Annotated in this window: 20 protein-coding genes; 18 read left to right on the forward strand and 2 right to left on the reverse strand. The window is 43.0% G+C overall.

Translation table 11 applies throughout. From position 1 onward, the window contains the following. Nucleotide 1 precedes the first annotated feature (1 nt). Both ACOOE0_RS04980 and ACOOE0_RS04985 read right to left on the reverse strand, forming a co-directional pair. A complete protein-coding gene (locus ACOOE0_RS04980) occupies nucleotides 2-304 on the reverse strand; it encodes a hypothetical protein (RefSeq protein WP_420401373.1) in 303 nt (100 codons plus the stop codon). Nucleotides 305-464: 160 nt separating this feature from the next. Next, on the reverse strand, nucleotides 465-2,291 hold the full coding sequence (locus ACOOE0_RS04985; RefSeq protein ID WP_420401374.1) for a cation:proton antiporter: 1,827 nt from the start codon (nucleotides 2,289-2,291) through the stop codon (nucleotides 465-467). A gap of 288 nt (nucleotides 2,292-2,579) precedes the next feature. On the opposite strand from ACOOE0_RS04985, the gene ACOOE0_RS04990 reads away from it, so the two are divergent. From ACOOE0_RS04990 to ACOOE0_RS05075, 18 genes are all read left to right on the forward strand, one after another. Further along, complete coding sequence (locus ACOOE0_RS04990; RefSeq protein ID WP_420401375.1) at nucleotides 2,580-3,446, forward strand: MBL fold metallo-hydrolase; 867 nt, start codon at nucleotides 2,580-2,582, stop codon at nucleotides 3,444-3,446. 29 nt (nucleotides 3,447-3,475) lie between these two features. Beyond that, nucleotides 3,476-5,125, forward strand: a complete 1,650-nt coding sequence (locus tag ACOOE0_RS04995; protein ID WP_420401376.1) for a S8 family peptidase — start codon at nucleotides 3,476-3,478, stop codon at nucleotides 5,123-5,125. 1 nt (nucleotide 5,126) lies between these two features. After that, entirely contained in the window at nucleotides 5,127-6,971 is a 1,845-nt protein-coding gene (locus ACOOE0_RS05000; RefSeq protein WP_420401377.1) for a M1 family metallopeptidase, read from the forward strand. A 64-nt stretch (nucleotides 6,972-7,035) separates the two neighbouring features. Next, entirely contained in the window at nucleotides 7,036-7,419 is a 384-nt protein-coding gene (rnpA, locus tag ACOOE0_RS05005; RefSeq protein ID WP_420401378.1) for a ribonuclease P protein component, read from the forward strand. Then, nucleotides 7,400-9,025: a S41 family peptidase gene (locus ACOOE0_RS05010; RefSeq protein ID WP_420401379.1), complete on the forward strand. Its 1,626-nt coding sequence runs from the start codon at nucleotides 7,400-7,402 to the stop codon at nucleotides 9,023-9,025. Before rnpA ends, ACOOE0_RS05010 begins: the two co-directional genes overlap by 20 nt. Nucleotides 9,026-9,028: 3 nt before the next feature. Further along, nucleotides 9,029-10,219 (forward strand): hypothetical protein, encoded by a 1,191-nt coding sequence (locus ACOOE0_RS05015; protein ID WP_420401380.1) that lies wholly within the window; start codon nucleotides 9,029-9,031, stop codon nucleotides 10,217-10,219. 92 nt (nucleotides 10,220-10,311) lie between these two features. Then, nucleotides 10,312-10,599 (forward strand): DUF6150 family protein, encoded by a 288-nt coding sequence (locus ACOOE0_RS05020; protein WP_420401381.1) that lies wholly within the window; start codon nucleotides 10,312-10,314, stop codon nucleotides 10,597-10,599. Between the two features lie 56 nt (nucleotides 10,600-10,655). Then, nucleotides 10,656-11,234, forward strand: coding sequence for a Crp/Fnr family transcriptional regulator (locus ACOOE0_RS05025; RefSeq protein ID WP_420401382.1), 579 nt, complete (start codon nucleotides 10,656-10,658; stop codon nucleotides 11,232-11,234). A 73-nt stretch (nucleotides 11,235-11,307) separates the two neighbouring features. Further along, nucleotides 11,308-11,847 (forward strand): NADPH-dependent FMN reductase, encoded by a 540-nt coding sequence (locus ACOOE0_RS05030; RefSeq protein ID WP_420401383.1) that lies wholly within the window; start codon nucleotides 11,308-11,310, stop codon nucleotides 11,845-11,847. Between the two features lie 12 nt (nucleotides 11,848-11,859). Next, on the forward strand, nucleotides 11,860-12,273 hold the full coding sequence (locus ACOOE0_RS05035; protein ID WP_420401384.1) for a nuclear transport factor 2 family protein: 414 nt from the start codon (nucleotides 11,860-11,862) through the stop codon (nucleotides 12,271-12,273). A gap of 4 nt (nucleotides 12,274-12,277) precedes the next feature. After that, nucleotides 12,278-13,003 carry a GNAT family N-acetyltransferase gene (locus tag ACOOE0_RS05040; RefSeq protein WP_420401385.1) on the forward strand — a complete coding sequence of 242 codons (726 nt, stop codon included), beginning with the start codon at nucleotides 12,278-12,280 and terminating at the stop codon, nucleotides 13,001-13,003. Between the two features lie 17 nt (nucleotides 13,004-13,020). Next, nucleotides 13,021-13,572 carry a DUF7010 family protein gene (locus tag ACOOE0_RS05045; RefSeq protein ID WP_420401386.1) on the forward strand — a complete coding sequence of 184 codons (552 nt, stop codon included), beginning with the start codon at nucleotides 13,021-13,023 and terminating at the stop codon, nucleotides 13,570-13,572. Between the two features lie 87 nt (nucleotides 13,573-13,659). Further along, nucleotides 13,660-14,619, forward strand: a complete 960-nt coding sequence (locus tag ACOOE0_RS05050; RefSeq protein WP_420401387.1) for a DUF2157 domain-containing protein — start codon at nucleotides 13,660-13,662, stop codon at nucleotides 14,617-14,619. After that, a complete protein-coding gene (locus ACOOE0_RS05055; protein WP_420401388.1) occupies nucleotides 14,598-15,662 on the forward strand; it encodes a DUF4401 domain-containing protein in 1,065 nt (354 codons plus the stop codon). The genes ACOOE0_RS05050 and ACOOE0_RS05055 overlap by 22 nt, the downstream gene beginning before the upstream one ends. After that, nucleotides 15,659-16,147 (forward strand): GDYXXLXY domain-containing protein, encoded by a 489-nt coding sequence (locus ACOOE0_RS05060; RefSeq protein ID WP_420401389.1) that lies wholly within the window; start codon nucleotides 15,659-15,661, stop codon nucleotides 16,145-16,147. The genes ACOOE0_RS05055 and ACOOE0_RS05060 overlap by 4 nt, the downstream gene beginning before the upstream one ends. A gap of 68 nt (nucleotides 16,148-16,215) precedes the next feature. Next, nucleotides 16,216-16,518, forward strand: a complete 303-nt coding sequence (locus ACOOE0_RS05065; RefSeq protein WP_420401390.1) for an ArsR/SmtB family transcription factor — start codon at nucleotides 16,216-16,218, stop codon at nucleotides 16,516-16,518. A 41-nt stretch (nucleotides 16,519-16,559) separates the two neighbouring features. Further along, nucleotides 16,560-17,957: a pyridoxal phosphate-dependent decarboxylase family protein gene (locus ACOOE0_RS05070; protein WP_420401391.1), complete on the forward strand. Its 1,398-nt coding sequence runs from the start codon at nucleotides 16,560-16,562 to the stop codon at nucleotides 17,955-17,957. 2 nt (nucleotides 17,958-17,959) lie between these two features. Then, the gene (locus tag ACOOE0_RS05075; protein WP_420401392.1) at nucleotides 17,960-18,487 is read left to right on the forward strand and encodes a DinB family protein; all 528 of its coding nucleotides are present in this window, start codon (nucleotides 17,960-17,962) and stop codon (nucleotides 18,485-18,487) included. Nucleotides 18,488-18,500 lie beyond the last annotated feature (13 nt).

Consider the following 18,500-nt stretch of genomic DNA (forward strand, 5'->3'; position numbering starts at 1 on the left):
TTTAGCTTTCAAAATCTGGAATGCCCTTGCATCCTTCGGCGACAAATTCCCTCGGGCTCATGCCTTCAAGCTCTTCAGCATTGATGGTCTTTACCTCTACATCTTTATACAATAAGGTATAGGTTCCATCCATATTACTGCATATTTCGAGCTTGAACCCCAATTGATCTGCACAGGAAAAGCACACCGAGGAAGTGGTGACTTCAGGTTCGGCAAGTCTGTCTTTCAATAATTGCTCTGCGTCCACAGAACAGCCCATAAACAAAATGGCCATTAAGGCCGTAAGTGGTACTGTTTTTTTCATCTCAACAAGATTTAGGTTAGACTAAAATTAAAGATGGAGTAATGTAGCCGCCCAACAGTACTTTTTTAGGCGCTCAATTGACGAATGGCCCTTTTCAATTGACGGATGAAGGGATTTTTGCTAAAAATGTAGTTTTGAGAGGAATCCTAAGACTGGGATTCTAGTCAATATTAATGGTTTTTCCCATGTACACCAGCTTATAGCCATTCCCGTTTGGAGAAAAGTCCTTGCTGTTTGCAGGGATAACGTCTATGACCCCGGTTGGAGCTTTTGTGAAAACAGGGATGATCTCGCTGTCCTTTTGGGCCAGATCGATCAGATCATCATAATGTTGTTTGTCCTTAAGGTCTATTTCTTGAATGGCAGGATATTTCCGTACCACTTCAATCAATTTGATGAAGTCGTCCGTATGGGAGAACAGCCCCTCTTGTGGATTGTTGTCAGGATCGTTCATCTCATCGGAATTTACCAATCTGAACGCCCCGTTTTCCCCAAATTGCCGTTGGAATTTTTCAATCGCAAATTCATTAATATCCGAATTCCCCGTTAAGGCCAGCAAAAATCCCATGTCGTTCAGTTCAATATTGTCCGCCAGTGAGTCCGAGAAAATATCCGCTGTCATCGCTTCAAGTCCCAAACGTTGTGCTTTTTCAATATTGGCTTGGTTGTTGTCTATCAATACTACATGCCGATTGTTCTTTTTGAGATAGTTCCCAATAAGACGGGATACTTTGGAAGCGCCAATGATCAATACCCCTTCAGATTTCTTTAAGAACACCCCCACAATTTTGGCCACAAAACGGGCTGTAGTCGCATTCAATAGTACGGTTCCCAGCACTATCATGAACACCAAAGGCGTAATATATTCTGCTCCTGGTTCCCCTTTGCTCAACAACTTGGAGCCAAATAGCGAAGCAATTCCCGCCGCAACAATACCTCTAGGGCCAACCCAACCAATAAAAAGCTTTTCATTGAGTTTCAAATCGGAACCCATCGAACTTAGAAAAACACCCAACGGCCGTATCACAAAAACAACCACGGCAAACAAAATGGCCGTGTTCCAATTGAAAATAAGTTCCAAGTCACTAATATTAATGTTGGCCGCCAAAAGGATAAATAAGATGGAAATCAACAAAACACTTAGCGATTCCTTAAAATAAAGGAGCTCCTTCAAATTGGGCAAATTCATATTCCCCATGACCATTCCCATGACCACCACGGCCAATAATCCGGATTCATGGGCAAACACATCGGATTCCACGTACACCAACAGCACCACAGAAAGTGATACCACATTCAGCAAATAATGTGGCACCAGGTTTTTTTTGATGACAAACCCCAAGGCATGGGCAAAAGTGAAACCAAAGGTGGTTCCAAACAATAGGATTTTGCCAAACTCAATCAATGCGGTTTTGGTAAACGCCTGACCTTCTCCCACACTAATAAATTCAAAGACCAAAACCGCCACCAAAGCCCCGATGGGATCTATTAAAATACCTTCCCATTTAAGCACTGCGGAAACATCTTTCTTTAACGGGATGTTTCTCAGGATTGGAGTTATTACGGTAGGCCCCGTGACAATGATCAATGCAGAAAACAGGAATGAAATTTGCCAAGTAAGTTCAAAGATGTAATGAGCCGCAACTCCAGCCCCAAAAAAGGTTACCACGGTCCCCACAGTTATCAACTTTGTGATTACCGGGCCCACATTTTTTATTTCAGCCCGTTTAAGGGTAAGTCCTCCCTCAAACAGAATGATGCTGATGGCCAAGGACACAAAATAGTAGAGGCCCTCTCCAGGAAAAAGTCCCTTTTTCCCATTCCAAATAGGCTCTATTAGTTTACCTCCATCCTCAGTGTACAAAGTGGCAATAGGGCCCACCAAAAGCCCAATCAGAATCAACGGTAAAATAGCGGGAAGTTTAAAGCGCCATGCCACCCATTGTGCAATGATTCCCAAAATTATAATGCCCGCAAGCTCTACCATGAGTTAGTTTTCTTGAAATTTAACGTTTTTCTTTTAGAATTTTGTCAAACTTATGACATTGGCCACTTCTTTCTTCATATTGTGATATTTTGAAGCCCCATTCCTAAAAAAGGACGGTTGTTGAGTGTTCAAGAAACCAAGACCCTGATCTATTTTGGGCGGCAGTTCACCAAACTTTTGAGGCCATCCGTGCCTGTTTGATTTTTGTTAAAATACGGCCAATAAACCCATGTTTTTTAACTATTTAAGGCTTGCTTTTCTTATTTTGCACGCCATTTGCTTTTCTGAATGACTATTTATCCCGTTGAGACCGGAAATTTTAAATTGGATGGGGGGGCCATGTTTGGAGTGGTGCCCAAATCCATTTGGAGCAGAACCAACCCGGCAGATAACAACAATATGATCGATTTGGCCGCACGCTGTCTTCTCATTGAAGATGGCAACAGGCTCATTTTGGTTGATAATGGTCTGGGAAACAAGCAATCAGAAAAATTCTTCAGCTACTACTACCGTTGGGGAAACCACAGTTTGGATGCTTCATTGGAAGCATTGGGGTTTCATAGGGATGATATCACAGACGTTTTTTTAACCCATCTCCATTTTGACCATTGCGGGGGAAGTATCCAATGGAATACCGATAGAACGGGGTATGAGCCCGCTTTTAAAAATGCACGATTTTGGTCCAATACGGATCATTGGGAATGGGCAACCCATCCAAATGCTAGGGAAAAAGCCTCTTTTCTAAAAGAAAACCTTTTGCCCATGGAAGAAAGTGGCCAACTTCATTTTGTGGATCGAAAAGAAGGTGCATTTCAAGAGCGTTCAGAGTTGGGGTTCGGCATTCTTTTTGCAGATGGACATACGGAAAAACAAATGTTGCCCCATGTTACATATAAGGGCAAGACCTTGGTTTTTGTTGCAGATTTGATTCCAACAGTTGGGCATATTCCCTTACCTTACGTTATGGGTTATGATACCAGACCCTTACTAACCTTAAAAGAAAAGGCTAATTTTTTGAATACGGTTGCAGAAAACAACTACCTCCTCTTTTTTGAGCACGATGCGCACAATCAATTGTGCTCCCTCAAAAAAACAGAAAAAGGCGTGCGCCTGGATCAATTGTTTTCCTTTGATGAAGTATTCAATTCACAATAAAGTTTTACATTTCAATTAAAATCATCTATATGAATCGCAGTTATTTCAATCTTTCTTTCTCTATGGTCTCCGCTTCCATTTTCCTAATGGGGTGCGGTGCCACTACCCTTGTTTCAACACCCGTTGAAAATATAGATACCATTCCCCTTAAGGTATCGGAATTGTCAGAATATCAGAAAAAAACCTGGGGGCATGCAGACCTCATTACGGATACCATACCCGGCATGAGCGTGGACAAGGCCTACCGGGAAATCATCAAGAACAAAAACGGGAAAACCGTTATTGTGGCCGTGGTTGATTCGGGAATCGATATTGAACACGAAGATTTGGACGGCGTGCTGTGGACCAACAAAGGTGAGCGACCCAATAATGGTAGGGACGATGACGGAAACGGCTATATAGATGACATCCATGGCTATAATTTCCTGGGCGAAGCCTATAACGAACAATTGGAGTATGTACGTATGCTCCGAGTAGGTGTTGGGGACGCCTCGGCAAGAGCCAAAGCTCGCTTAAAACTGGACGAAGCTTATCCAAAAGCATTGCAGAACAAACAACAATACGAGCAGATTTTCCAAGTGGTTAAGGGTGCTGATGAGGCTGTGAAAAAAGAATTGGGCAAAAGTTCATACACCAAAAAAGAGCTGTTGTCCATTGAGCCTAAAACAGAGGAAATGCAGCAGCATGTTGCCGTACTTACCCAAATGTTCACCTACGGGGAGAGTATTCCCAGTGTAATGGAAGAACTCAACGAGGGCATTACCTACTTCACGGATCAGGTCAACTACAACCTCAACAAGGATTTTGACGGAAGACAGACCGTTGGGGACAATCCTTATGACTTTAGTGACAAAAAGTACGGGAACGGAAATCCGAAAAATAGAGTGGATACCGAAAGCCACGGAACCCATGTTGCCGGGATTATAGCTGCGGAACGGAACAATGGAAAAGGGGTGAACGGAGTTGCCAAAAATGTGAAAATCATGAGTGTGCGCGCGGTACCCAATGGCGATGAATATGACAAAGATGTTGCCTTGGCCATTCGATATGCTGTGGACAATGGTGCCAAAATCATCAACTGTAGTTTTGGAAAATCCTTTTCTCCCAACGCACAATGGGTGTATGATGCCATAAAATATGCAGCTTCAAAAGATGTTTTAATTGTACATGCTGCAGGAAACGATGGCAATGATTTGGATAATCCAGAAAATCCGAACTACCCCAATGATCATATGTTCGGAGCTATGGAAATTGCCAACAACGTAATCACGGTTGGGGCATTGACCAGCAGTTATGGTTCCAAAATGGTGGCAACCTTCTCCAATTATGGCAGCCAAAACGTGGATGTTTTTGCGCCTGGAGATGCCATTTATTCCACCTTGCCGAACAACAAATATGATTTCATGGGAGGTACTTCAATGGCCGCACCAGCTGTTGCAGGTGTTGCGGCATTGGTCCGATCCTACTACCCGCAGTTGTCAGCGGTACAAGTAAAACAGATTATTATTCAATCAGGGTTGGGCACCAAGGCTTCCGTAATTGTTTCGGGAGATCCGGCCAACGCCTCAACTTTTGATAAGATTTCCAAATCTGGGAAAATGGTGAATGCGTACAACGCCTTATTACTAGCAGAAAGCATCACCAAAGGAAAAGCAACCCTTAGCAACAACACCAAATAAGATGAAAAAGGCCTGGTTTTTCTTATCAATGGCTTTTGCCGCTGTGTTTTCGCTTCCTGCCCAGAACACTTCATATTGGCAGCAGCATGTAGATTATACCATGGATGTTGAAATGGATGTAAAGACATTTCAATATACGGGTACGCAAAAACTGATTTATACCAACAACTCTCCCGATGCATTGAATCGGGTGTACTACCATTTGTTTTTTAATGCCTTTCAGCCTGGCAGCCAGATGGATGCCCGCTTGCAAAGCATTAAAGATCCCGATGGCAGGATGATGGAAAATGGGAAAAGTAGGATTGCCTCCCTATCTGAATCTGAAATGGGTTATTTGCATGTGGAAACCCTTACCCAAGATGGTCAAGCTGTATCTTTTACCGAAGAAGGAACCATTTTGGTGGTGGATTTGGCGCAACCCATTCCCTCGGGTGGTAAAACTACTTTGGATATGGCGTTTAAAGGACAAGTGCCTGCCCAAATTAGAAGGTCAGGCAGAAACACATCCGAAGGCGTGGCCCTTTCCATGAGTCAGTGGTATCCTAAATTATCCGAATACGATTTTGAAGGTTGGCATGCAAACCCTTACATCGCAAGAGAGTTTCACGGAGTTTGGGGGGATTTTGATGTAAAATTGACTTTGGACAAGGACTATGTGGTAGGTGGTTCAGGTTATCTTCAAAACCCGCAAGAGGTGGGACATGGATATGAGGCCCCTGGCACCAAGGTTAAAACCAAGGGCAAAACCTTGACATGGCATTTTAAGGCGCCAAATGTCCACGATTTTATGTGGGGAGCGGACCCTGAATACATTCATGATACCTTGCAAATGGAGGATGGGCCCACCCTTCATTTCTACTACAAAAACAATCCGGAAATCATAGAAAACTGGAAAAATTTGCAGCCAAAAACGGCTGATGCCATGCGTTTCTTTAACAAGAATATTGGCAAATATCCCTATGAGCAATATTCGGTGGTTCAAGGCGGGGATGGCGGAATGGAGTATGCCATGAGTACCTTAATCACCGGTAACCGTTCTTTCGGAAGTTTGGTTGGCGTGATGGTGCATGAAATGGCACATTCCTGGTTTCAACATGTGCTGGCCACCAACGAATCCAAGCATGAGTGGATGGATGAAGGCTTTACTACTTTCATCAGCAGTTTGTGTATGAATGAGATCATGGAACAGGGCAAGGAAAATCCGTTTGAGGGTTCTTATAAAGGGTATTACGCACTGGTAAATTCAGGTCTGGAAAAACCACAGGCCACCCACGCCGATCGCTATAGCACCAACTTTGCCTATGGAATTGCCGCCTATAGCAAAGGTTCCATTTTCCTTTCCCAACTGGGATATGTTATAGGACAGGATAAGCTCATGGAATCGGTGCGGAAATACTATGAAGATTTTAAGTTCAAACATCCTGTTCCCAATGATGTTAAACGCGTGGCGGAAAAAGTCTCTGGAATGGAGCTCGAATGGTATTTGGTGGATTGGACCCAAACAACCAATACGATTGACTATGCCATTAAAAGTGTTGAGGCCTTGGGGAACCAGACCAAGGTGATCCTGGAAAGAATTGGAGATATGCCCATGCCCATTGATTTGTTGGTGGCCCATACGGATGGTACCCAGGAAACTTATTACATCCCGCTACAAATGATGAGAGGTGAAAAGGATAACCCCTATCCCAACCTGAAAAGAACCGTGGCAAAAGATTGGACTTGGGCGCATCCCACCTATGAGTTGATCATTGACAAGCCCTTGGGCGATATCCAAGCTTTGGTCATTGATCCATCACAACTCATGGCCGATGTAAATGGGGAAAACAACGTTTGGCAGCCTTAAGATCAGAGCGGCCTTCGTTTTTGGGCGAAGTTCCTTTCTAGCGAGAAAATTTAAGTAGACTAAAATGGCCTCTTTCAGCAAAAAAGAAAAACTCAAGAGCAAAAAGCTGATTGAGCAACTTTTTGTTGAAGGAAAAAGTGTCAAGGCCTTTCCTATAAGGCTGCTTTACATCAAATGTGAATTCGATGATGTTCAGTTCAAGGCCGGTGTAGCAGCTCCAAAGAAAAAGTTTAAAAATGCCGTTGATCGGAATCGGGTAAAGCGCCTTCTTCGGGAATCTTATCGGTTGAGCAAGCACCTTCTTTTTAACAATGTAGAGGGAAACTTTGCGTTTCTATTTTTATACCTTGGTAATACGATGCCTAACGCCAAGGAGGTGGACAAAGCCATGACTCAGCTTTTGGAAGCATTCATAAAAAAAGAATCCCATGAAAAACCTGATCAATAAAAGAATTTGGGTTCCAGTTGTAGCGCTCACCATTTTGGTTGCCTCTTCCGGATTTAAAAGCGATTTCTTCGAGATAGCAAAACAAATCGAAATCTTCACGACACTTTTCAAGGAACTCAACATGAATTATGTGGATGAGACGAATCCTGCGGAATTGATGGATTCAGCCATTAAGAACATGTTGGAAGAATTGGATCCCTATACCCGTTTTCTGAACGAACAGGATGTGGAGGCTTATAAAATCAACAACGCAGGTGAATATTCAGGTATTGGGGCCTTGGTTCGGTCCTATGAGAGTAAATTGCTCATTGTTGAACCTTACAAAGGGTATCCTGCTGATAAGGCTGGATTGAAGGCTGGGGATGAAATCATAAAGATTGGAGACATTACGGTTGCCGATTTTGATGATAACGCCAGTGAATTGCTCAAAGGGGCCAACAACACTTCCGTAGATGTCACCTTTGTAAGACAGGGAGAAACCAAGACCGCTACCCTAAACCGTGAAGGAGTGGAAGTGGATGCGGTTCCTTTTTATGACATGATCGACGAAAAAACGGGCTATATCGTGCTTTCCCGATTCAATAGAAAGGCTTCCAGCCAGACCAAATCGGCGCTACAAGATCTAAAGGGTAAAGGCGCGGAGCGACTGGTTCTCGATTTAAGGGGAAATCCTGGGGGTCTTCTTACAGAAGCCATCAATGTGACCAATTTGTTCGTTCCCAAAGGAGAGCTGATCGTAACCACCAAATCCAAGGTCAAAAAGTTCAATCAGGAGTACAAGACCAAAAATCAGCCAGAAGATTTGGATATCCCGCTCGTGGTGTTGGTGGATGGTAGAAGTGCCTCAGCCAGCGAAATTGTTTCCGGGGGATTGCAGGATTTGGACCGAGCCGTGGTCATGGGCGCCCGTAGTTTTGGAAAAGGCTTGGTGCAGCGCCCGCTCAAACTTACATATGGCACCCAACTTAAAGTAACCATTTCCCGATATTATACCCCCTCAGGAAGGTGTATCCAGTCTTTGGATTATTGGAACAGGGATGAAGAAGGAAACGCCGTCAGGAACACCCAATTTCAGGAGTTCACCACAAGAAATGGCCGCAAGGTACAGGACGGTGGAGGGGTAATGCCCGATGTGGAAATTGCATCCATCAGAACCAATAACCTTATTGATGCTTTACAGCAAAATAACATCATCTTTGACTTTGCCACTGATTTCTATTTTGACCATTCCTTTGACACGGTAGGTGATTTCACTTTTACGGATTCGGATTTTGGGGCATTCAAAAAATATGCGCAAACACAGGATTTTTCATTCCAGACCGAAACAGAAGAGTTATTGGAACAAACCATGAACTCCGAGGATCACTTGTTGGGTTCCAATGTCCAAGAAAAGTACAAGGACTTGTTATTGGCCATCAATAATGGTAAAATTTCCGCTTTGGATACCTATCAAAAGGAAATCAAAAAAAATCTTGAAGACGAGATCATCAAACGATATTTCTATAGGGAAGGTCTTTATCAATATTACCTAAAGCATGATGATGCCATTCTCAGTGCCACGGCATTGCTCGGAGATGATTCCAAATACAATGGCATTCTTCGGTAAGTCATGAAAAGGTATAGCCCATGCCTATTTCTGATACTGGTTTTCAACATTCCCCTATTCGGTCAGCAAGGCTATGAAAAAGGGGAAATACACGATTCTATCCCAGTCAATGGAGCCCAAAAAGAGACCTTTGCGCTCTATTTGCCCCAGAATTTTTCCAGCCAGGAGCTGAGTTCCATTGTTTTTATTTTTGATCCTTCTGCCAGGGGAGTGGCCGGCATTGAACCTTTTATTCCCGCTTCGGAAAAGTATGGTCATATTCTCATCTGCTCCAACAACTCCAGAAATGCCCCCTACGAAAGAAACTTTGCCTTGGCCAACAACTTGTTCAACCATGTTTTTTCCCATTTCAATATAAAAGAGGATGAGATGTATGCTTCCGGTTTTTCCGGGGGTTCACGTTTGGCAAGTGCCATCGCATCCCTGACCAATAAGTTTGCCGGGGTCGTAGGTTGTGGAGCGGGGTTTTCAGGAATCAAGGAGCATATGCCAGCGGCCCATGATTACGCCTATGTGGGCCTCTGCGGGAACAGGGACATGAACTATAAGGAAATGGTAGAAAACAAAGGCTTCCTAAACCTCATCAATTTCAACAGCACCCTAATTACTTTTGATGAAGAGCATCGATGGCCACCGCAGGAACAAATCCTGCGCGCCTTTGATTGGTTAAATCTTCAAAAGCTCAAAAAGAAAAAGCCAATTCCAACAGATAAATTACGAGCTCAATATGTAAAAGACTATGAGCTAGTAAAGCAGTTCAGAGCAGGAGAACGGCTTTTGTTTGAAGCAGAACAACTGGAACGGATCATCAAAGACTACAAAGGAATTTGGGACATCGACAGTATAGAAACCCAATATACAGCGCTTCTGAAATCCAAGCTGCTCAAAAAGAAATTGGCCCAGTTGGGAAAAACGTTGGAACAGGAACGAAAATGGGTGATGGCTTGGGACAAACAACTACGGGAGGACTTTGCACAACCGCAAAAAGTGAATTGGGAATGGTGGAAAAAAGAACTGGGAAAACTGGATAAACTCAAGGATAAGGAAAATACAGAAGTCCAAAATATGGTCTATCGTGTCCGATTTGATTTGTTTGTTCGATTGTATTCGAGGAAAAACGAGTTGATTCATGCACAATCTAGTGCCCAGTCTACATTTATAAATGAGTTTATTGAGCTGTTAAAATCCAATTAGGTGGCTTGGCATGGTTTTGGTGCCCTAAGAATAAACCAAAACCCGTGAAAGCGCTATTTTCTTTTCTAGTATTTCTATTTTGCACGCACTTCATGCACGGCCAAAAAGTTTTTGCTGTGGACCGAGACTATAAAGCAGATATAAAAGTCTTTGTTGCCGATCGCGATTACCAGGCAGATCTCTTGGTTTATAAAGTTGACAGGGATTATAAAGCACAAGACAACAGAGGGCTATGGTTTTTCACTGATGCAGATTATAAAGCTGACAAAAAAGTCTATTTCGTGGAAGCCGATTATAAGGCTGATCTGATCATTTATGTCGTGGACTCGGACTATAAGGCCAAATGGAGGGACACATCCCTGCAGCATTGGATGTGGTAGCGTAAGCTGGCTTCAAATTCCCTATCTTGAAAGTCTCCTTCTTAATTAGCGCCTAGGTGAATCCAGTTGAACATCTTTTAAATCATTTTAGAACCTCAGTAGCGATTTCTTTGGAAGAGGCACATCTTATAAAACAACACTGTAAGGTTATTGAGCTTGGAAGAAAAGATGTTTTACTTTTTGCAGGAGATACTTCCAAACACATGAGGTTCATATCCAAAGGATGTTTGCGGGCCTACTATATGGATTCCGAGGCTAAAGAACATGTGGTCCAATTTGGAATAGAGGGTTGGTGGATCAATGACTTATACAGCTATCTTACCCAAACCCCGGCCAAACAATTTGTTCAGGCTCTTGAGCCCAGCACCGTAGTTCAAATATCAAAAAACACCCTTGACCAATTGTTACATGATATCCCTTCACTTGAGCGTTTTTTTCGGTTGAAGTTTGAAAAAGCTTATGTGGCTTTTCAAGAGCGTACCATGGATACCATGAGCAAAACGGCCGAGCAGCGATATCAGGAATTCCGTTCTAAGTACCGTGCCATAGAACAACGGGTCCCTCAATACATGGTTGCCTCTTATCTGGGGATTACCCCTGAGTTTTTAAGCTCATTGCGAAAAAATTCTCCTTGACCCTTCTTTCTTAAGATACCTTAAGATTCAGGCCCCAGGAGTTTAGAAACTTTGTGCCGTAAATCACGGTACAATGAAAAAGATACTTGCTTTAACGGGCAGTAACAGCCCAAATTCCATCAATGAAAAATTAATGACCGCCGCTTTGGAGGCGCTTCATTCATCCCAAATCAAAAGGATAGCCTCAACCACATTGGATGTACCCCTTTATAGCCCTCAAGAGGAGGAAAAGGGATTGCCAAAACCCATTAAATTGCTTTTCAAGGAATTTGCACAAGCAGATGGTTTTATTGTTGCATCTCCAGAACACAATGGGCTCCCCACGGCTTTTTTAAAGAACCTCATTGACTGGGTTTCGAGAATTGATCAAAAATTCTTTGGCGATAAGCCTGTTTTGCTCCTAAGCACATCCCCAGGATACAATGGTGGGGCTTCCAATCTAAAAGTTTTGGAAAAACTCCTGCCTATTTGGGGCGGCAATCTTACGGATTCGTACTCCCTTGGTAGCTTCAATCACAAATTTGACCCTATCAATAATAGAATTGCAAATGAGGAAGAGGCTGCCAAGTTTGACGGCGTCATCCAGAACTTTTTACAAATACTTCATTCATAGAAAAATCAAATCATGGAAAAATCAAATCGAAACATTCAGGTAGTTAACGACTACTTTACGGCTTTTCAAAATGGAAATACAATTCAGGTGTTGGATTCCTTTCACGAAGACTGCCTTATTGTAAGTGTAAAAGAGCAGCAAAGACCCAAAGAACAATTGCACGGCATTTACAGAACTAAAAAGGAAGCCGAACAATTTATCGCCAACATTCTTGCCCTCTTCAACACCAAAAGTTTTGAAGTGGAACGAATTGTGGCACAGAATAACGTGGTGTTTGCCAATGGTTCTTTTAGCCACGAACTAAAAGCAACAGGAAAAATGTTCGTCAGCGATTGGGCCCAAATGAGCATTATTGAAGATGACAAAATCAAGGAGTACAGGTTTTATGAGGACTCCGCGGCCTTTGTAGAAGCTTCACAGGTCTAGTGCTATGAATACTTTGAACCAAGAGATAGTGGCCCATCTGTTTGAGTTTTGGTCCGAAATTGGGAACCAAGGAGGGTTCACCAAGACGGGGCTGGGATATACCTCTACCCTTGCCCCTTCCAATTCTTGGCCAAGTAAAGTTTTTATAACCGATTCCTCCAAAACGGACTTTGAATACATCCAACGAAGTATGCAGAATGGGATTCTTCCCAATTCTTTTTCCATAGGGGAGGACGAAAAACTAATCGAAAAATTGAAGCTCATTGGCTTTAAGGAAATCTCCAGGGTAAAGGCCATGTGTCTTTCATCAAATCAAGATCATCCCTGCGGTTTGTCAGATGATATCGTTGTCGTTGGAAGCTCAAAACATGCCCTTGAATTTGCCGCTGTGGCTTCCAAGGCTTTTGGTTATACCATTCATCCAAGTACGATAAATGCATTGCTTGGACATCGACAGTTTCATTTATATTTGGGCATGCATTTAGGAACCTACGCCAGTTGCGGTATGGTTTATTTTGATGGTGACGGAAATTCAGGTATCCATATGATCGGGGTGCTTCCCATTTACAGGGGATTGGGGCTGGGCAAAAGATTGACACAGGCCTTATTATCCAAAGCTGGGGCATCAAGAACCAAAAAGGTTTTTCTGGTCGCTTCCAAATTGGGAGAACCCATCTATGCGAAACTGGGTTTTGAAACCCACGGTTCTTTAGTCAGTTTTAAGGTCTAAGCAAATACATGTCTACTATGGAAAACAAGGGAGCTTCTTTGGAAAAACAACGCATCGCTTTTGCAAGCAGCAAATTCTTGGCAACTCCTTTGGCAGGCGCCATTATGTGGGCATTGGTGGGCATTGCTTCCCTTTTCCTTTCTGCCAAGGCCACAGTTTGGGTGCTTTTCATCGGAACTGGGAGTATTGTGTATTTGGCCATGTTCATTTCCAAGTTTACCGGCGAGAATTTTTTAGCCAGGAATAAGGCCAAAAACGAGTTTGATGCTTTGTTTTTTTATACCGTAGGTCAGGCCGTAATGGTCTACGCCATTGCCATACCCTTTTTTCTAGTGGACTACACTTCCCTTCCCTTAACGGTTGGAATCCTTTTGGGGGGAATGTGGATTCCCTTTTCTTGGATCATTAAACATTGGGTTGGGATCTTCCATGCAGCTACCCGAACCCTTCTGGTTCTAGGTCTCTGGTATGCTTTGCCTGAACATCGGTTTGTGGCCATCCCTTTTGGGATTGTATTGATTTATCTAATTACCCTTTTGATCTTACGGCAACGAAGAACCGCAAAATAAGCTTTCTCCATTCCAAGCTATAAAGTCAAATGAGCCATCCATCAATTTAGTGCCAAACAGACCTACTATTTTGTTATCTTTCTGCATATGGAAAAAATCCGCAGGGAGGAAATTCGAATCATTGCAAAAAATAGCAACTGGTCTACTTCTTCAGTGTCCAAGGCTTTACATGATCATATTTACAATGCGTCCGGGGACTGGTTAAAATTCTTGAAAGTCTTCTTCTTGGGCCTCGGAGTCTCCTTCACGGTGGCAGGTATCATCTTTTTCTTTGCCTATAATTGGGATGCGCTTCACAAGTTTGCCAAACTCGGCTTGATCAGCGGCCTTTTGGTGGCCACTACCTTAACAGCGGTATTGGCCAAGCTGAATCCATTGGTTAAAAAGGCCCTACTTACGGCAAGCGCTGTTTTGGTTGGGTTATTCCTAGCCGTTTTTGGGCAAGTGTACCAGACAGGTGCCAATGCGTATGACCTATTTCTCAATTGGACTTTGCTAATTGCCATTTGGGTAGCCATTGTAAATTTTGCACCCCTATGGACCGTTTTCATCACTTTGATAAACATTACTATTGTTCTTTATGCAGAGCAGGTCGCTCATGGCTGGTCAGATGTCTTTCTTCATTCCTTGTTGTTTGGGGTCAATAGTTTTATTCTCGTAGTATTTCTTTTGGGTTCCGAATGGGCTAAAAATATAAATACCCCGTCCTGGTTTACACATTTGATTGCGTTAGCAGCCATTGTTTATGCCACCATGGGTGTCTGTATAGGAATTTTTGACCCGCCAGAGACTGCATTTTATATGCTCCTGTTTACTGTACTGCTACTTTATGTGGCAGGGGTATTATATGGCTTACAGAACAAAAGTGCCTTTTACCTTTCCGTCATTGGCTTTAGCTCGATTATTATGTTTTCTGCATTTCTGATCAAACTATCGGGTGATGCTGGAATGTTTCTGATTATTAGCTTGTTCATTATAAGCAGTGTGACTTTGTTAATCATGTGGCTCATAAAACTTCACAGAAAATGGAACGCGCAAATCGGGTAAAGACTTTTCTAGCAACCATCCAAAAAAAGGAAGGGGAGCACTTTCAATCTGATGAAAGCGCCATTTTGGAAGCTCTTGGTCAGGATAAGAGAGAAGCTTCCAGTTTGGCCATCAAGGTGCTTTCCATTTTTGGTGGCTTTTTGGCTTCCTTGGCATTTTTGGGCTTTCTGTTCATTTTAGGGGTCTACGACTCCGAAGTGGGAATGATGGTGCTGGGTGTACTATTAATATCTAGCGCTTTGATCTTGAACAAAATGTTCGATCGGCTCATCATAGACACTTTTAGCATCTCCATTTACCTTATAGGCTTTGCCTTGGTCATCATAAGTTTATTGAACTTGGAAGTAAATGAGGATATGGTTACTCTTTTGGTCTTGAATGCGGCCTTGGGCAGTTTGTTTGTTACACAGACCTATATGCTGTCCTTTCTCTCCATTCTTGGAGTGAGTGGCTGCTTGCTGATTTTGATCATTTCCAATGACCAGTATAATTCGATTCACTTGTACCTAGCGGTTTATGCGCTGTTGTTGGTATATTGTTTTCTCAACGAGGCCAAGTTCCTTACATCGGGTAATAAGCTTTCCAAACTGTACGGCCCCCTAAGAATTGGATTGCTGTTTTCCTTTTTAATTGGATTGATTGCCTTGGGCAAGCGAGATTTGTTTCCCATTGATCAAAACTATATCTGGCTCTCTTCAGTTGTATCTTTTTTGGCCGTGCTTTATTTGGTAAGGGATTTGATAAAGGTGGTTGGCGTGGTCTCTGGTAATACCAAAACCCTGATTTACATCCTTAGCGTGGCGGTATTGTTGCCCGCCGTCATGGCGCCCGCAATCTCAGGTGCAATCCTGATCATATTATTGAGTTATAAAATAAATTACAAAACGGGTCTGGCTATTGGAATCATTGCTCTAACCTATTTTGTTTCACAATATTACTACGACCTCAACCTGACCCTGCTGACAAAGTCTATAATCTTGTTTTCATCTGGAGTGGTATTTCTACTTTTCTATTTGTTCACCCTTAAAATGACCAAGAAATGAACCACATTCAGAAAATTGTAATATTGGTAAACTTGGTCTTGGTACTGGTGCTGTTCAGCAATTCTGTTGTTCAAAAGGAGAAACTGTTGGAGGATGGACAGCTCATCCTTCTAGAACTCGCCCCAGTGGATCCCCGCTCCCTAATTCAGGGGGATTATATGAGGTTACGTTATGGCATATCTGGTGATATTGATTATGATAAAATCTCCAAAACTGGTTTCTGCGTAGTTACCCTCCATTCGGACAACACCATTGACCATTTTAGGGTACAGCGTGAAAAATTGCCATTGAACCCTGGTGAATTTTTAATCAACTATACCAAAAAGAGCTGGAACAACATCAACATTGGAGCCGAATCCTATTTTTTTCAGGAAGGTGAAGGAGAGAAGTATGAAAATGCCAAATATGGCGGTGTCAAAGTGGATGGAAATGGCAATAGCCTCTTAATAGGCCTCTATGATGAAGACAAGAATTTGATTGAATAATTCCGTTTTCTGCCCGTGTTTGACAAGTTTATATATCGACATATCTCGATATTTACTATATTTGAAAAGTGAATGTCATTGAAATAAATAAAGTACTCTCCAACAAAACCCGAGTGGATATCCTTAAATGGCTGAAGGAACCTTCCAAGGAATTTCCGCCGCATAAGGAATTGGGGCATTTTAGATTTGGGGTCTGTGGGCAATATATTTTTGAGAAATCCGGCCTCTCACAGTCCACTATATCCAATTATTTATCCCAGCTTCAAAATGTTGGGCTCATCACCCCTACCCGCATTGGAAAATGGACCTACTTTCAACGCAATGAGAAAAACATTAAAGCCTATGTAAAGGAAATGAGCAAAGAGCTCTAAAAATTTTATCTTTTTAAATCGATAGTTTTCAATATATCAATATGAAAAATCTGCAGGAACAAATGCTTCAAGAGTTGGAAACCAAATCCGACTTGACAGCAGCTCACGACTATGCCAAATCATATATTGATACCGTATTCGGCAGAAATGTATACCCCTCCGAGGAAGCCCTGGAAAACTTGAAACATTTTGAAGAGAACCTGCCTGAACAAAGCGGGAATTCCGCGCAAATTCTGGAACAGTTGAACACTCATGGAGGTTCCGCTACTGTTGCTACTCTTGGTGGCCGTTACTTCGGGTTTGTAAATGGCAGCTCACTCCCCATTACCCTTGCGGCTAAGTCTCTGTCAACTGTTTGGGACCAGGCTCCAGCCATGCAAGTGCTATCCCCAATCGGAAGTAAGCTCGAGTCCGTTGTTGAGCAATGGCTACAGCAACTGTTTAATCTGGCCGATAATACCGCCGCGGGCTTTGTCAGCGGCACCTCCTTGGCCAATTTTTGCGGTTTAGCGGCTGGTCGATTCCATCAACTTGAAAAATTGGGATGGAACGTGAATGAAAATGGTCTAAACGGCAGTCCAAAACTGCGGGTTATTACGGGCAATCAAGCGCATTCCACAGTGATCAAGGCTATTTCCTTGCTAGGTTTTGGCTATAAAAATATTGAATGGGTGGACACAGACGACCAAGGCCGAATCATCCCCTCCCAAATCCCAGAACTTGATGATAGCTGTATTCTAATTCTACAGGCGGGGAATGTAAATTCCGGCTCCTTTGATGATTTTGAGGCAATCTGCAAAAAGGCGGCTGAAAAAGGAGCTTGGATTCACATTGATGGGGCCTTTGGGCTTTGGGCCCGGGCCACAAAAAATCTCTCCCACCTTACCCATGGTATGGAGCATGCCCATTCCTGGGCCGTGGATGCCCACAAGACCTTGAACACTCCCTATGACAGTGGTATTGTCCTTTGCAAGCATCCCGAGGCGCTAAAATCTGCTTTGCACATGACGGGCAGCTATATTGTTAAAGGCGAAGAAAGGGACGGGATGTTCTACACCCCCGAAATGTCCAGGCGAGCGCGAATCATTGAACTGTGGGCCGCATTGAAATATTTGGGCAGGGAAGGGGTAACAGACCTGGTTGAAACCATGCACCACATGGCAACCAAGTTTAAAAATGAAATTTCAAAAATAGCAGGTTTTGAAGTGCTTAATGATGTCGTTTTCAACCAAGTTTTGGTGCAATGCGAAACAGATGAACTGACCCAGAACACCATGTTCAACATTCAACAAGAACGTGTCTGTTGGGTTGGAGGTTCGCAATGGAAAAACCGAAAGGTTATCCGTGTGAGCATTTGCTCTTGGGCCACTACGGAAGATGATATTTCCAAGGCCGTAGCTTCTTTTAAACAATCATTGGCCAAGGCCAAAAAACAATGATCATGAATTTCGATATAGACAAATCCATCAAAATTTTGGAGCGGACTCCCGCTGTTTTCAAGGCCCTTTTCTACGAACTGGACGCCAACTGGGCCACCATAAATGAAGGTCCCCGCACGTGGAGCGCCTATGACATTTTGGGCCATTTGATCCATGGAGAGCAAACCGATTGGGTTCCCAGGGCAGAAATAATTCTGGGTGATGGTTCCGATAAAACTTTTGAGCCTTTTGACCGTTTTGCACAGGAAAAATTGTCCCAAGGGAAAACCATGGAAGATCTGCTGGAGGAATTTGCCAGCCTTCGTGAATCGTCATTGAACCAGCTTAAATCCTGGAAATTAAGTGAGGAGGATTTGGACAAAAAAGGTGTGCATCCCGATTTAGGGGAAGTGAGTTTAAGACAGCTGCTTTCCACTTGGACTGTGCATGATTTGGCTCATATTAATCAAATGAGTCGGGTAATGGTAAAGCATTATGCCACGGACGTGGGCCCGTGGAAAAATTACATCAGAATCCTGAAGGACTTGTAGAAAATCCTATTTT

Source organism: Flagellimonas sp., assembly GCF_965215805.1.
Lineage (GTDB): Bacteria > Bacteroidota > Bacteroidia > Flavobacteriales > Flavobacteriaceae > Flagellimonas.